General features: G+C 49.9%; 9 protein-coding genes. 1 reads left to right on the top strand and 8 read right to left on the bottom strand.

The annotated features are described in order from the left end of the window. Positions 1–326 precede the first annotated feature (326 nt). The 8 genes from HFP08_RS29500 to HFP08_RS10505 form a co-directional block, all read right to left on the bottom strand. Entirely contained in the window at positions 327–1,532 is a 1,206-nt protein-coding gene (locus HFP08_RS29500; RefSeq protein ID WP_277345847.1) for a collagen-like domain-containing protein, read from the bottom strand. A gap of 521 nt (positions 1,533–2,053) precedes the next feature. After that, positions 2,054–4,540 carry a glycosyl hydrolase family 95 catalytic domain-containing protein gene (locus tag HFP08_RS10535; protein ID WP_168120565.1) on the bottom strand — a complete coding sequence of 829 codons (2,487 nt, stop codon included), beginning with the start codon at positions 4,538–4,540 and terminating at the stop codon, positions 2,054–2,056. 15 nt (positions 4,541–4,555) lie between these two features. Further along, a complete protein-coding gene (locus tag HFP08_RS10530) occupies positions 4,556–6,286 on the bottom strand; it encodes a type 2 periplasmic-binding domain-containing protein (RefSeq protein ID WP_168120564.1) in 1,731 nt (576 codons plus the stop codon). Positions 6,287–6,354: 68 nt separating this feature from the next. Further along, a complete protein-coding gene (locus HFP08_RS10525; RefSeq protein ID WP_240941274.1) occupies positions 6,355–7,266 on the bottom strand; it encodes a carbohydrate ABC transporter permease in 912 nt (303 codons plus the stop codon). 24 nt (positions 7,267–7,290) lie between these two features. Continuing rightward, positions 7,291–8,226, bottom strand: a complete 936-nt coding sequence (locus HFP08_RS10520) for an ABC transporter permease subunit (protein WP_240941273.1) — start codon at positions 8,224–8,226, stop codon at positions 7,291–7,293. Between the two features lie 229 nt (positions 8,227–8,455). Continuing rightward, positions 8,456–10,318 (bottom strand): cache domain-containing sensor histidine kinase, encoded by a 1,863-nt coding sequence (locus HFP08_RS10515; RefSeq protein WP_168120563.1) that lies wholly within the window; start codon positions 10,316–10,318, stop codon positions 8,456–8,458. Then, positions 10,269–11,876 (bottom strand): response regulator, encoded by a 1,608-nt coding sequence (locus tag HFP08_RS10510; protein ID WP_168120562.1) that lies wholly within the window; start codon positions 11,874–11,876, stop codon positions 10,269–10,271. The genes HFP08_RS10515 and HFP08_RS10510 overlap by 50 nt, the downstream gene beginning before the upstream one ends. Before the next feature lie 141 nt (positions 11,877–12,017). After that, complete coding sequence (locus HFP08_RS10505; RefSeq protein ID WP_168120561.1) at positions 12,018–14,726, bottom strand: glycosyl hydrolase family 95 catalytic domain-containing protein; 2,709 nt, start codon at positions 14,724–14,726, stop codon at positions 12,018–12,020. A 111-nt stretch (positions 14,727–14,837) separates the two neighbouring features. On the opposite strand from HFP08_RS10505, the gene HFP08_RS10500 reads away from it, so the two are divergent. Then, positions 14,838–15,746, top strand: a complete 909-nt coding sequence (locus HFP08_RS10500; RefSeq protein ID WP_168120560.1) for an AraC family transcriptional regulator — start codon at positions 14,838–14,840, stop codon at positions 15,744–15,746. Positions 15,747–15,760: the final 14 nt, after the last annotated feature.

Here is a 15,760-nt window from a genome sequence, read left to right as displayed (position 1 = left end):
AGCACTAACTTCAATAACTCCTAATCCGGGTACGACCCCTGTCTTGATAGGAGAGCTTCCTTCAAGAAAATCGCCTTGGGAAGAACTGAGGGCAAATACAGCTCCATTAGTAGAAAAGGAAGATTGAGTAGAAACCCACCAGTTCAAAACATATCTGCCCGCTTCATTAAAAGTAATTACTCCGGTTACAACGTTATAACTAATATTCCCGGAAGAGTATACGATTGTATCAAAGACAATATTACTTCCGGTATTCACTGTACCAGAACTAAGAAGTTCCAACTGTAATAATATATCGCTCATGTTAACCTCCTTTGAAACCAGCGTTAAATGGGCACATTGACTTCTGAAATGACTATATTGGCTTGAACAGGTGTTTGCCCAAAGCCCACAGTCTGCCCCGTAGCATTAACCAAAGTAAGAATGGCCGGTACAGTTGCAACTGATAGAAGAGCACTGCCATTTAGTTGCCCGGTTGGAATTGGCGAGGAAGCCGAAATATCTCCACCGCCATCCAAAAGAATACTAAAAGTGACAGACGGGGAAGTGCCTGCTCCATCTGTACTGACCCACCATTCAACATAATACAAACCAATTGCCGAAATCGTAAACTCTCCAGTCCCCAAATTGTAACTGATATTCGAACTTTGATCATTGACTAACGTGTCAAATACAACATTGTCACCATCGTCTATTGAAACTGGAGCTTCCAAAAGCTGAGTTTGAATACCACCCAGCTCGACTGCTGAACCGGTCGGTCCAGTCGGACCTGTCGCTCCGTCTGCTCCTGTCGGGCCGGTCGGACCCGTCGCTCCGTCTGCTCCCGTCGGGCCGGTCGGACCCGTTGCTCCTTCCGCTCCCGTCGGGCCGGTCGGACCCGTCGCTCCTTCCGCTCCCGTCGAGCCGGTCGGACCCGTCGCTCCGTCTGCTCCCGTCGGGCCGGTCGGACCCGTCGAGCCGGTCGGACCCGTCGCTCCGTCTGCTCCCGTCGAGCCGGTCGGACCCGTCGCTCCGTCTGCTCCCGTCGGGCCGGTCGGACCCGTCGCTCCGTCTGCTCCCGTCGGGCCGGTCGGACCCGTCGCTCCGTCTGCTCCCGTCGGGCCGGTCGGACCCGTCGCTCCGTCTGCTCCCGTCGAGCCGGTCGGACCCGTCGCTCCTTCCGCTCCCGTCGGGCCGGTCGGACCCGTCGCTCCTTCCGCTCCCGTCGAGCCGGTCGGACCCGTTGCTCCGTCTGCTCCGGTTGTTCCGGTTGCTCCGGTTACTCCGGTTACTCCGGTTGCTCCGGTTGCTCCGGTTGCTCCGGTTGCTCCGGTTGCTCCGGTTGCTCCGGTTGCTCCGGTTGCTCCGGTTGCTCCGGTTGCTCCTTTCTTACCACGATGCCCTTCATGACCACGTTTGCCTCGTGGACCTCTATCACCAGTTTCCCCGGTTACGCCGGTTGGACCAGTTGCCCCAGTTGGGCCAGTTGGGCCTATTGCTCCTCTACAACCTTTTGGACCTTTGATGAGAATCAGCTTCTTACATTTAATCACCTTTCTTTTATTTCCTCGTTTTTTTTTACTCACATGACTAGAGTTTGAACATGATGCTGACAAGACTTTTTTTCGGACGACTACTTGCCGAGTATGCTTCTTTTGTTTTTTTTGCACGCTGCTTTTCAATTGAGACACCTCCTTAATGTTTTATATTTTATGAACATGCATCTAACTATGAATGTGCATATCGGAACAAATTCGTATCTGCTTGTCAAATAGAACAGCTTCAGCTTTTCTGGATAATTGCGAAGATGTCTGTTTGCCGCAAGCGAAGCACTCGCTTAGGGAAGAGGAGGGGTGTCTTTGTGGAACACGAATTGGGGATCTAACACAAAGTCTTGTTTCTTCGATTTATTTATTCACAAGTTCAGATGTTGCATAATTATCTATCGCTAGAATCGTCTTAGAAAGTACGTTACTCGAAATTTTATAAGCTATAGTTAGCACAAAAAGCGTTCCGCGACGCTATGGTTCGCGGAACGCCCTGACGACATTTGATATTAGCCATTATGTGCTGCTTAATCTCCTGCCCCTTCGGACAGCTCGCAACTGCCCTTCACCTGAAACTGCTTGCCCGAATGCCGCTCGGAATGGCTGCCATAATCAATGACCGCCTCCCTCTCCCCCCAGGGATTGCACACGAGCAAGGGAAGGTCGCGTGACGCTGTCAATTTCACATATTCGATTGTTCCATTTCTCTTGCACGCCTCCACTTGATAGCCGTTGGCGGCAGGCAGCCGAATTTCGGCGTCCCAGCTCTCCGGCAACGCGGAGAACAGATGCAACACGGGCTCTTCCGCAGGAGAAGGCGGGAACGCGCGGCATAACGCATTGATCATCGCTTCCGTTGCCTGACCCATACGTTGCCCCGAAATCGCTTGCGGACCTTCTCTCAGAGTCAATCGATTATCAAGAATGACTGTAAAGCCGGAGCCCTCGGGATCGCAGAAATTATCCGGCGAAACTTCCAGAAGCAGCTTAGGCACAAATTGCTCGACAGCCTCCTTATCCCCCATTCTTCCGGGAGCAATAACGAAAGGATCCAGCTCGCCGATACTGCAAGCTGACGTGCCGAAGCCTCGCAGCTGCAAGCATTTGCGATAAGTGCTCTCCGCAAGGCTGCGTTGCCTCGAGTCAGGAGTAGCCGGCGTTATCAGGTCGTACAAGATAACAGGATCCATCGCGTGGTAATACGACTCGCGTCCGCGTCGCACCGGACCTGCGCCGCTGCTCCAGCATTCTTCCTCGCCTTCCTGTCGGGGCGCCAGCGTTCCCTTGCTGACATTTGTCAGAATAGGCGTCATACGGCGCTCGAAGACACTCCATACATGACGATGCTCTTCATCGAGCTTCAGAATCTCCGCAGCTTTAACCGCAATCGGAAGTATGCCGTGAATGGCCGCAAGCTCGGATATCGTATCGCTTGCGTCCCACATGTCCTCGTGATTGTTCACATGACGCAGATGAAGATAACCATCCTCCCCCTCCTCCACAAAGGGCAAATGCAAATACAAATCAGCTGCATCCTTCAGCATCGGATAGGCTCTGTTCCGAAGCCAGTCCTCATCGCCTGTCGTCCGATATCTCACCCAGAACAAATAAGCGATTTTGGCCGTAGTCGAGAAAATATGGTTCACATAGCTGTAAGGCGCAACAGTCTCCTCATCCTCCGGCTTGACAACGCATTGCCAGTTCCATCGGGATTCGAAGGGGTTGCGGCCTTCCGCATTGAGCCTGAAGGCTGCGCTTCTTTCCTCCCATGGCTTCCTGTTGGTATAAAGCTCTTCCATTTCCGAAGCAAGCGATTCCGGCAATTCGTCAGGGCCGTTGAACCAGCAGGTTTCCGGTATGAACATCCCCTGACTGCCCCACTGCTGCCGGGCGGCTGTTCGGTAAGCGGCTCTATTGTTCCAGATCTGTTCATAGAACGCGTCGGCAAGCTCGAAGCAGCCGGCTGCAACCAAAGGCGAGTAATAGCAGGATTGGTTATGCCACCAATATTGCGCCCCCCACATTCCGAAGTCGCCGGCCGTTTTGAAGAGAAGACCTGCATATCGAGCCATATGGCTGCCCCGTGACACGCTTGCCATCAGATATAGAAAAAAGACGGCATGCATAGCAACCGCATTCGCTGAACCGTCCTGGCTTTCCAGTCGCATAAGAGGCGCTCTCGACCAGAATTGATGCCACCAGGTTCTTGCGTTTGCCGACAACGCCGGAAACGACTCCGCGCCGATGGCAGATAGCGCAGTGCAAAGCTTCTCCTGCCGATCGAAGGATTGGGCGGTTGCGATCGCTACCGTTAATGAGCCGCGTCCTGCTTCAAACGTCAGCACCGATTCCGCGCTGTTGCGATTCCATGCCTCCGCAGTCCGACCAAAGCCTTCCAGTTCAAGGAACGAGCGGCTGTCGTATTGCCCCTCTTCAAAAATCTGCGTCAAGGAGAGTCGTCTATTTGATTGATGCAATATAGAGGTGGCAAGATGATGATGTGTTCTTACATACGTGTATGCCCCATCCTTACGCAGAGACGGATGAATATACGGTCGTCTCCCAACCGTATATTCGCTGCCGCCTCGCATCGTTCGAAGATGAACGGATATCGGCTTCGGAAGCTCGCGCCTATCGGTAATCTCCACGATAAACGCGTCCTGATCAGGGAGGGCGAAGCAGGCGATATGCACCTGCTCCGCTTCAATCTCGATTCTTCCATCATATACCGACAAATGCTGACGCGTCTGACTTGTGAACACGGCCTCGCCAAATTGAATATCAATCAAGCCGCAGCCTCCGTAATAATCGGAATCAAGGTCGGAGAAAGAGGTCGATGCCGCATCGCTGGCGAACAAATCAACACGATTAATCTGCATGCGCAGCTCCCTCGGCGTCAGCCAAACGAGCGTTCCCATCCTCCCGTTTCCAAAAGGAAGACCCGCTTCCGCTATTCGCTCAATTCCTTCATAACGCAAATCGGCCGTTGCGATCAACTGCTTTAATGATTTCATATCGGAGCCCCCGGCTTACTTGGCAAATTCGGCGTATTTGGACTTGGCATTCTCCCATGCCTCTTGATACCATGCCCAATATTTCTCCGAGCCTGCCGCTTTCAGCTTTTTCAGCGTATCCTGCTTCGCCGCTTCGAATTCCTCGTCGGTTTTGGCCAGTATAGCGGAAGGCGCGCCTCTAAGCCAGATTTCCTCCAACTGAGTGCCGATTCGCTTAATATCGTCAGGCGGCGATTCGAGCAGCGCGTTAATGCCCGTTTTCCATGTGCTGATATCGAAAAACTTGCCTTCTTCCTTCAGGTTAATGTAGACATCGTTTTTGGTTTCCGCTCCATAGTGCTCGGCAAAATCCTTATCTGCGGCCGTCATGCTAAGCTTCCAGGCTTCCGTTGTGTTGAACAAGCTGAGCGGAGCGCCGTCGGGATGCGTTTCCCCTGGAGAAATGCCGGCGAAGTTAACGTCAAACTGCAGACCCCACTCCTTCTTCACTTTATCGTCGCCGCTTGCCGCAGCTTTCAGCACTTCTTCCTTCATTTGCGGTTTGCCGTCCACCATATCCCAATGCACGCCTTGAATACCGCTTTGAAGCAAGCGAATGCCGTCATAGGAATTAAGGAAATTGATCAATTCGACCGCTTTGGCCGGGTTTTTGCTGCTTTTGGTAATTCCGACAAGTCGGTTGGCAAGCCCCGCTTCATAATTCGCGTTGGCATAGGCACTCATGCCTTCAATCGGAATCGGTTCATAGGCAGCCAGCGTATTCGGATCTTTCTGAGCTTGAGCGGTATTGAAATCATTGAACATCCAGGAACCGAGCACAGACATATATTGACCGCCGGTAATCTTCCCCGTGTAATCGGCATACTTCTGAACCAGACTGTCGGTATCGAAGATGCCCATTTGATTCGCCTTGTTATAAAATTGCAGACTTTGCCACAAAATATTGTCCCCGTCGTTGTACATATCCACAATTTCATTCGTTCTCACATCGCAGAAGCCGGCATTGCAATCGACTACAAAATTGGTGCTGCTCTTCAGCATAACGTACGGCCATTTATTCCAGTCCGTAAACAAGCCGAAGCCGTATGTTTTTTTGCCGTCTTCCGTTGTCGGATGCGCTTTCACCATCTCCGCTATCATCTTCAAGTACTCTTCGTCGCTGCCGATAACGGGCGCGCCAAGCTCCTTGAAATAATCCCAACGCGTGAAATAACCGACTCCGAAGCTCCCGGTAAAGCCGTCATTGCCCGCTTGGAAAGGCACCCAATAGAGATTTTCCGAGCTGTCGCTTAATGATTTTCTGGAGAAATTCGCTCTTAGTGGGAAGTTATTGACGATATCGGAGCCATATTGCTCCAGATAAGGATCCATCGCAATGACCAAGCCTCCCTCAATCATTTGCTTGGCGATGTCCTGATTGCCCGTCGTGATAATATCCGGCAATTCTGTACCGGAGGAAAGCATCAGCTTAAGCTTTTCTTCGGGAAGATCCACTATATCGAATTTAATATTGAGCTGCTTTTCCATTTCCTGAATCGTGTCGTATGGCCAGCCGGAATCGTTGGCCTTGGTATCTCCCTGAATGCCCCAGGTCAGATGGACGGGCTCGCTCTCGCCGGTACTGCCGCCGTTTTCGGTTGCCTCCTTGTTCCCCTCATTGCCATTCTTGCTGCATGCGGCAAGAAATACCAGAACTAGCGACATTACAACAATCAGCAGCAATTTCCACTTCATAATCCGCTTCATACGCTTCCCCCCAAATTTCATGTATTTGATTAACAACTGCATGGCAGTTGATTCATCCTGCATTCATCCTAGCCTTTGACTGCTCCAAGCATAATGCCTTGCGTGAAATACTTTTGACAGAACGGATACACGACAAGGATCGGCAGAACGACGACCATTGTAAGCGTCATGCGAACCGTCTGCGGCGAGAGGATCATGGCGTTCTTCATCGCTTCCATATTGGCCGTTCCGGATTCCCTGACGCTGGCGGCAATGCTCTCCGCCTGAGTCAGATAGGTATAGAGCAAATATTGCAGAGTGCGCAAATCCGGATCAGAGACAAACAAATAATTATCGAACCAGTTGTTCCAGTGTCCAACGGCGGAGAAGACGGCGATTGTCGCAATAATCGGCTTGGACAGCGGCATGACAATCAGCGAGTAGATGCGAAGAAATCCTGCGCCATCCAGCATCGCGGCTTCGAACATCGACTCCGGCAGCGATTCAATATAGGTTTTGATCAGGATGACGTAAAAGGCCGATAACGCCGTCGGTATGATGTAGACCAGAAAGCTGTTCATAAGACCAATTGATTTAATCGTCATATAATACGGAATCAGACCGGCATTGAAAAACATCGTAATCACGACAAAGCGATAGATTGTCTTGCGCAAGTAAAGCTCCGGCCGGGTAAGCAGATAAGCGAGGAAGGAGCAGCTCAGCACCGTAATGCAGGTGCCCGATATCGTTCTTACAATGGAGATAAACAGGGCATTGTAGATGGCCTTGATCTGAAATACATCGGCGTAGCTGTTCAAGTTAAAGCCAACCGGCCATAGAAACAAGCCTTTCTGCGCCTCAATCGGATCGCTGAGCGAATAAATCAGAATATAATAAAACGGATACAGGCAAAGCAGCGTAAACAGAGTGAAGACAGCATAATTAAGAAACACAAACAGCGCGGTCCCCGCTCCCGTTTTTCGATTCGCGCTTACTCTCATGTCGGCAAGCCTCCTTTGATGCGATCAGATGATAGATTGTCCATTTATTTTTTTCGAGAAGCGATTAACGGCAAACAGCAGCATAATGCTGATGAGCGTCTGAATCATGCCCACGGCGGTCGCATACGAAATATCATTATTCTGAATGCCTAGCCGGTACACATACAAATCAATCGTTTCAATCGCATCGGCGACAAGCGGGTTGCGGAATACCAGATACTGGTCGATGCCCGTCGTCAAAATACTACTGAGCTGCAGGATGAGCAAAACAACAAAGGTCGGCATAATGCCTGGCACCGTAACATGCCAAATCTTGCGAAATCTTCCCCCGCCATCCACGTAAACCGCATCATACAATTCATTGTCTACGCCTGATATCGCGGCGAGATAAATAATCGCATTCCATCCAAGCGTCTTCCAGACGCCAAGCGCGGTTTGGAAATACCAGACGGCGTCTCCGTTGCCCATAATATTGGAGGAGCTGTTCTCCATGCCAAGCAGCGCCAATAGCGCGTTCAGCAAGCCCTCGCTGGAGAAAAAAACATAGGAGATGGAAAAGATAATGACCCAGCTGATAAAATTGGGCAGCGTCGTTACCGTTTGAACGAATTTTTTGTAGCGCTTGCTTCTCATCTCGTTCAGAAAGATCGCGAAAACCGCAGGGAGCGGTGCGCAGATGATCAGGAAAGCGTTCATTGCAAGCGTATTGCGAATAACCCGAATCGTATTCGACCAATCCTGCCGGATAATATCGAAGTTGCCCAAGCCGACAAACGGCGTTTTATCCAGCGGGATGCCCGGCTTGAAGTTCAGAAACGCAAGCAACCATCCCGCCAGAGGCGCGTAACTGAATGTCAGGTAGAACACAACAAACGGAATCGCGCACAAGGACAAATACAGCCGCCTCTTCTGAATTCCGCTAAACGGTTTTCTATTCATCGTCCTCTCTTCGTTCTTCATTCTGAATCCCTCTCCATCCATTCTGTTGTGTCCTTATCGTACCAAGACCGGCGAAACGAGCAAATATAACCATTTCAGATCAGCTTGTAAATAATTACGATTATTCCCTATTCGAGAGGAGATGAGCGCCGGGCTTGTAATTTTTTATGATGGAAATGGTTAAATTTTATGATTCCACGAATGAACCCACAAAAAACCCTCGTTCATCAAACGAACGGGGGCTGTTTTTTTATTTTATTTTGGTCGGTATGCTCAAATATACGCTCGTTCCTGTGTCGGTGTCGCTCTGAATGTGCAAGCCATATTTGCTTCCAAAATGCAGCTTGATCCGATTGTCCACATTACGCAGTCCGATACCGTCGCCGCTGTCCGACTGCAGCGAAGCATCCTGCAGAAATTGACGATTCAGCCTCTCCGCAAGACCCTCCGGCATGCCCTCGCCGTTATCAGCTACACAGATGACGATATCCTCACTGGAATGATCCATTGAAATTTCAATCCGTTTATTTTCGTCCTTGTTCTTCATGCCATGCAGAATGGCGTTCTCCACCAGCGGCTGCAGCGCAAGACGCGGAATCTTATGCTGCCGGATGAACGCATTCGAATGGACGATAAGGATAAGATCCTCTCCGTATCGATATCTCATAATGCGCACATAATGCTGAATGTACGTCATTTCCTCGCCAATCTCCCAGAACATTTCCTTATTTCTGAACAACGGCCGGATGATATGCCCCAAAGTTTCGATGCTTGATGCGATATGACCGGCCTTGATGGCGAGCGCCATCCACTTAATTGTGTTGAGCGTGTTGTAGAGAAAGTGAGGCTGAATCTGATTCTGCAGCATTTCCATTTCAAGCTCGCGTTTTCTTCGCTCCATCTGGCTGTTCTCGTGAATCAGATGGAGAATATCAAGCGACATTCGGTTGAATTGGTTAATCAACAAGCCAATCTCATTGTTGGGCACTTCCTTGACGACCGATCCTACCTTGCCTCTGCCCACTTCCCGGATGGAATATAGGAGCTGATTTAACGGCTTGGTAAACTTTTCTGCCCAGAAGACAAACAGGAAGGAAATAAACAAGATGCTGCAAATAAATATAACCATGCTGGTTCGCTGCAGCTTGACGATATCGCTGGAAAAAACCGCTGTTGGCACTTCGTTGACAAGCGACCATTGATTGTCGGACATCGTGTAGTAGACGATTTGCATCGTTTCGCCGTTCAGCTTTTCTGTAAAGCTTCCGCTGGCATTCGTACTGACTACGTTCTCTGCATAGGGATACTTGTTGCCGATGGCAGCCGAATCGGTGCTTGATATCACCTCTCCCGCTTCATTTAACAGAGAGATGTTGCCGGATCCCGTATCGGAAAATTTCCCGTAAATCGCGCTTAAGGTTTGCTCATCTATAACGATCATCAGCGTTGCGATTTGTTTGAATTGAAGACCCAGGCCGATCCCTTTAACCGCTACAATCGCTTTCGAGGGCGTCGAAACAGTAGTCTCCAACCACCCTTCCCCAAGCTCGCCGAAGGTGTAGCCTCCTATAAACGAGGTCTTCGGATGGCTGATTTTCCCTGCCGTATAAACCAGCGAACGCTGAAAGGCCTCCTTACGCACTCCTTCCCTCATCAATAGGACGTTCCTTCGATTCGTTCCAACAATCTTCATTTCATCCGTCACCATGTAGATTGAATCCAGATAGCTGTATTCGGACATAAAGCCGGTCATTTTAGCAATAAACGTATTAATCGCGACAATCGTATCGGGCTCGCTATCAATGCCTTCAACCAGCAGCTGTTGAACGCTCGGATCGATGGAGATTAAATTGGTCAGCTTTTCGATTTCATTCAGATAGGTTGTAATATTGTATTCGGATTGCCGAAAGTTTCGGAGCGTTTCATCTTCAATGCGATTCTGGAATAGCTGCGAGCTGGTACGATAGCTTAACAGCGAATTCAAGGCAAGAACAAGCGCGCTAAGCAGAATGAAGGACAGAATCAGTTGCGCTTTCAACGAAGAGAAGAAATGAATGCCGGCTTTATTCCTCATGACTGTCCATTGCCCCGTTCTCTCTCTTGCGATAATCATTCAGAACCGTGCCCGTATTTTTTTTGAACACCTTGCACAAGTAGCTCACATCTGAGAATCCCGTCATTTCCGCGATTTCATACGCCTTCAATTGCGTTTCCCGCAGCAGGCGCTTTACGTTTTCCACCCGAACATTGGACAAATAATCGACAAATTTGACGCCCGCTTCTTTTTTGAAAAGCGCGCTCAAGTAATTTTGGCTTAAGCCCACTATCCCCGCCACATCGTTCAACGAAATATCCTTATGATAATTCTCATTGATATAGCGAATGGCATGAGCGATCTCCTTGGTATGCGACTGATTCAGCAGCATGGGAGACTCCCTGGTCTCCTGCACAAGCTGTGTGAACAGCTCCATCATTCGGTCTATATTATCGCATCGCCTCAGCTTGTCCAGATACGCTTCTCTGGCTTCCTCCATGTCGGAAGGCTGCGAGAACAGCAAGGGAATCGTTTCCTGAAACGATCTGGAGAACCACTTCAGCACGCTGCTTCTTGATTGCAGCCAATCCGGATGAAGCGACTGCGCCATGCCGGCTATAAGATTGCGAATGGCAGGTGCTTCGACCAAGCCTAGAATATGCTGCAGTCCGTCGCCAATTTTTCGTATAAGCTGTTCAATGTCGACCTCGCAGCCATAGTAATAATCGCCGTTGCCCATGAAGAAGCTTTGCTCCAGCGCCTGAGCCGACTCGATATACATAGCTGGCAATCGTGCGAAGCCGTTGCCGATCTCGCTGATGCCGAAGGATACCTTCAAATCATAATACAAGGAGAGATAATCCCGTATTCGGTTCAACACTCCGGCAATCTTCCCTTTGACCGCCCACTCGTCGGAGACGGCGCTTATATTCATGACGATGATATACTTCTCTTCCTTGTCTACAAAAACCTCTCCAATATTTCCATGATCCAAAATTTCAATCAACACATTATTCAGTGCGAATTGCACCAAAATCCCCTTCTCGTCCTTAAATCGCGCAATAAAATCATTATAATTCGCAATATGCATCACGCAGACAACCAGTCTCTCCGGCGCCAGCTTCATCTTGAGCCGCCTGGCCTTCTCAGCGAACTCGGAGGCAGAGTATAGTCTGCTGAAAATAAATTCGCGCATCAGCTTGCCCTTGATTAAACTCAGGTCATCCAGCGGCATAGCGGTCGACGGGCTTCGCTCCAGCATCAATTCCTCTTTCACATTTTGCAAGATGTTTTCCATTTCTTGCGTGGACATCGTCAACTTTAGAATATACGAGGATACACCGTACTCCATCGCCATTTTAACAAGCCCAAACTCCTCCAGACAGGTTAAAATAATAATTTTTGTTTTGCTTGCGCCTTCCCCTCTTATCTTTTTAATTAATTCCATTCCGCCCATCACAGGCATTTTCAAATCGGTAATGACAATATCAGGTTTTTCTTTCAGGAAGATCTCCCATGCCTCTTGTCCGTTTGCTACATCCGCAATCACATTCATGCCGTAGAAGCTCCAGTTCATCATGCTTCGAAGCCCGTGACGAACCAGCATTTCATCCTCCGCAATTAGAACTTTATACATAATCGGCCTCCTGATGAATGAGATACGCTGTTTGTCTTCTTTCATTAATTATGTTCCCTTTTGATTCAATATACAACCATTCATCATGTATAACCCGCACCTGACAACAGGATGCGGGTTCAGAACGATCAGGTTGGTTGCTTATTTCATCAGGAATGCAATCATAACCGTTGCTCCCTTGCTTAGCGTTACCTGGATATGCTTGCCTCTCTCATCACTGAGCGCTTCAGCCTCGCATCCGTCCACAATAGCCTTCGACCATGGAAGGCCCGCGCTTAATCTGATGCGATTATCGTCAACATTCGAGCAAAGCTTGACTTGCGCGGTATGGGAAGCCGTGTCCCAATTTAATTGTTCTACCTCAATCTGCGATCTTGCCATCAAGCCGTCAATGGCTCCCATCCGCCAATCAGAAGGCAAGGCTGGAAGAATTTCGATTTCTCCGGTATTGGAGTACAGCAGCGCCTCATGAACAGCGGCTACAACGCCGAAGGAGGTGTCCGTGCAATAGCAATGATTTCTCCGATTCGTATCATGATCCGTCATGAGCGAAGGATAATAGCCGGCATCGGTCATCATCGGCAGCAGCGAGGACACTACGCCCTCACCCAGCTTCAGCCGTGCGCTGACCAACGCCTTATGCATCCAGCCATGCCCTGCCGTCGCATCCTTCGTATTATATTTGTCGCGATTCTCCAGAGCGAGCCTTGATGCATTCCCTAGCGATTTATCGCTCTGCGTTTCATAGCCAGGCCACGCAACATATAGATGACTCAGATGTCTGTGGTTATTGTTCTCCGTATATTCACTCATCGCCCATTCGCGCAATGCGCCGTCTGTATCGTACTTATAGGCGGGCAGCAGCTCCAATAGAGCTTCCCATCTGGCGACTGCGCTTTCAAAGCCTTCTCGTTTAACCGCCTTTTCCATCGTAATGACCATTAAGAGACCATCCCTGGCAGCGGATATATCCATTGTCGCGTTAGCCGTAATCGTGCTGTTATAGCCGATCGGGTTATTCTCCGGCGAATAGGTTGGGATAATGATATACTTCTCGCCTGGAAGCAACGATGCTTTGCCGCTTTGATGACACGCATTGCCGTTCCTATCCGTATAATATTCCGGCGTGCAAATCTGTTCCCAGAAATTCGCTTGCTTCGTCAGAAGAGGCAGCAGGATGTCCTTCTCCAAATCGAGGACTCCCTTGCGCAGTAGAGCCTCGAATTCCGCATCGGACAGTCCGCCGTCATTCACGCTGAGCAGCGGCTGCAGCTCCTGAATTCTCATCGCTTCTACAATCGGGATCTGTACATTGCCATAGCATTGCCAGTATTCATAGATGGGCAGCAAACACCAGCTCGCTCCGGCGTTCCAGTATTCGAACGGATAATCATTATCATATTCGACATGCATGCCCCGATCGCCGTCAGAATTGACGGACACCTGCAACGCATCGTGCATTCCGTACGCCATTCGGGCATTCGAAGCAAAGTCCGGCGCATTTCTCAGGAAGAATGCGATATATCCAAGCTGCGCCTGCTTCAGATGTCCTGTATTCATGGCCGCGACCTGCAAATTCACGTTGGCGTCAAGCGTGTAGATGCCGCGCCAGCCCGGATTCCACTCGCCGGTCCACATTCCGTACAAGCGAGGCGCGCTGGAGCCGCCGCAGCAGATCATCGCATAGCGCCCTTGATTGTATACTTGCTCCATAAACGCATGATGAATGCTCGATTTCATTCCTTGTTGCGTTTGAATCAAAGTCAGGTTATCCGCATATTTATCGCGTTCATTCACCGACAAGGAAAAGCGGACAGCGTTAAACTCGGCAGCATGCTGATCGGCATGGGGGGCCAGAGCTGCTGCATAGTTGAAACGGCCTGCCGCATCCACATATTTTTGCGCCACCCTGTTTGTTTGATCGAGCAATTGCTCCATAAGAGCATAGACCGTTTGTTCGGTGAACGCTTCGATTTCTCCCATGTCGAACGTCCGATCGGATTGCGTAATGAGATACACTGCGTCTGCATCTGTAATTTGAATCGCCGGGTTCTGCTCCCCCCCAACATTCAAGGCTTCATTCGTTGCTTCAAGCAGCACTCTGTTCTTCCTTCCATTCACAACCAGAACCTGCGTTAATCCCGCATAACCTCCTCTGCGAAGCTCGCTGCCCTCATAAGCCGGATAATGCGCGACCTGTGCAATGTAGTCCGCGTTGGGATCTACCAGCTTTTTGTATAGAAGAGCGGATAATTCGGAGGAGCCGTCGCGGGCGCGGCTCATGCTGGACACATCATCAATGGAAATCGTCATATTTATCTTGGCGCCGGCAGTCGATTGCTCTATTCTCGTAATCGAAACATGATCTGCGCGCGAGGTGAAGGAGCTTCGACTCCACTCGCCTAATTCGTCCGTGTAGCGCACGCTTGTCTCCGCTGTTTCATAATTGGTCGAGCGCTCATAGCTCGATAGGCTTCCTCTATTGGACATATTCAATCGAAGCTGATGGCCGGGATGATAGCTGTAGTAGAATGTTCTAACTCGGGTCGAGCCGTTCTCATCCTTGATTTTCCATTGATCATTCTGGTTGAATACATTCCACCTTGCATCGCTTAATTGCTCGGTCAGCTCGCTTGGAATGGTTCTCGGGTCTCCGGACGGATAGTTAAACCACATGTTCTGGAAGATAAAGCTGTCCGAATAAGGCGCGCCTGACGTAATGTAACCGTTCTCGCCATTGCCGCTGATCATGCCGTCCCGCCATTCGTAGCCCGGATCGGTCAAGGGCAATTCTGTGTAGCTGTTAGCATAGTTGCCTTGTTGAAACCTTCGTGCAGCAGTAAGTGACATAAGCTTCCTCCCACATTTCCTAATTGCCGTGCTTTCGCTATAATTATAGCGATGCAGCCGGATAGATGTAATGAACGAAGACGACCACATTCACAAACGAGGTGTCGCATTATGACAGAAGTGAACACAGAGGAGCGTCTGCCTCCAATTGATATCGGCAATCTGGCTATCAAGCTCGCGCTTGAAGGCTTTATACTCAATGTCTTGTATGTGAAATTCGGCTATTTCCACAGCACAATGCGCGAGCACAGTCATAGTCGCGGGAGCTATGAGCTCCACTATATTCCTGAAGGCCAGGGCATTCTGATTGCTGACGGAATACGTTATTCCCTCATGCCTGGAACCTTGTTTATGACAGGGCCGGCGGTGCTGCACGAGCAGATTCCCGCCCCCGCAGATCCGATGGCCGAATATTGCATCTTCTTTGAGGTGGTCTCCGGAGATTCCTCCTCCTGCACCGACAAAGGCAATGGTCTGTCGAGCCATTCTCTGTCGGAGCTGCTTGTGAACACCCCGTTCTGGATCGGTCAGGACAATGAGAACCTGTTGCCCTTGTTCAAGATGCTTTCATCCGAGCTAAGCTCAAAGCCGCTCGGCTTCCATCATATGGCCAAAAATGTATTAGAAATGATTGTTGCCCGAACGGTTAGACAGTATTCGAACCTCCGCCCTTCGCAGCAGCATGCGCCTGAGAAAACGATGGACGACAGCAGACTGCTTACCATAGAAAACAGCTTCTTATACGAATACGCTGCCCTTACATTATCAGAGCTTGCGAACAGGCTAAGTCTGAGCACCAGGCAGACCGAGAGAATCGTGCTGAAGCTATACGGCGTCTCCTTCAAGGAAAAAAAACAACAATCCCGCATGAGCGCCGCAGCCCAGCTTCTTACAACAACGAACCTATCGATAAGCGGTATTGCCGCAAGGGTCGGATTTGCGACCCTGGAGCAATTCAGCCATTCCTTCAAGCAGTTTTACAAGATAACCGCCACTCAATTCAGAGCTCGCAACAAATAATCATTAGCTGCTGC

Origin of the sequence: Paenibacillus sp. HB172176, assembly GCF_011947265.1 — a bacterium.
In the GTDB taxonomy this organism is placed as follows: Bacteria; Bacillota; Bacilli; order Paenibacillales; family Paenibacillaceae; genus Pristimantibacillus.
The sequence above is the reverse complement of the archived record's forward strand: the minus strand, read 5'-3'. Positions and strand labels throughout refer to the sequence as shown.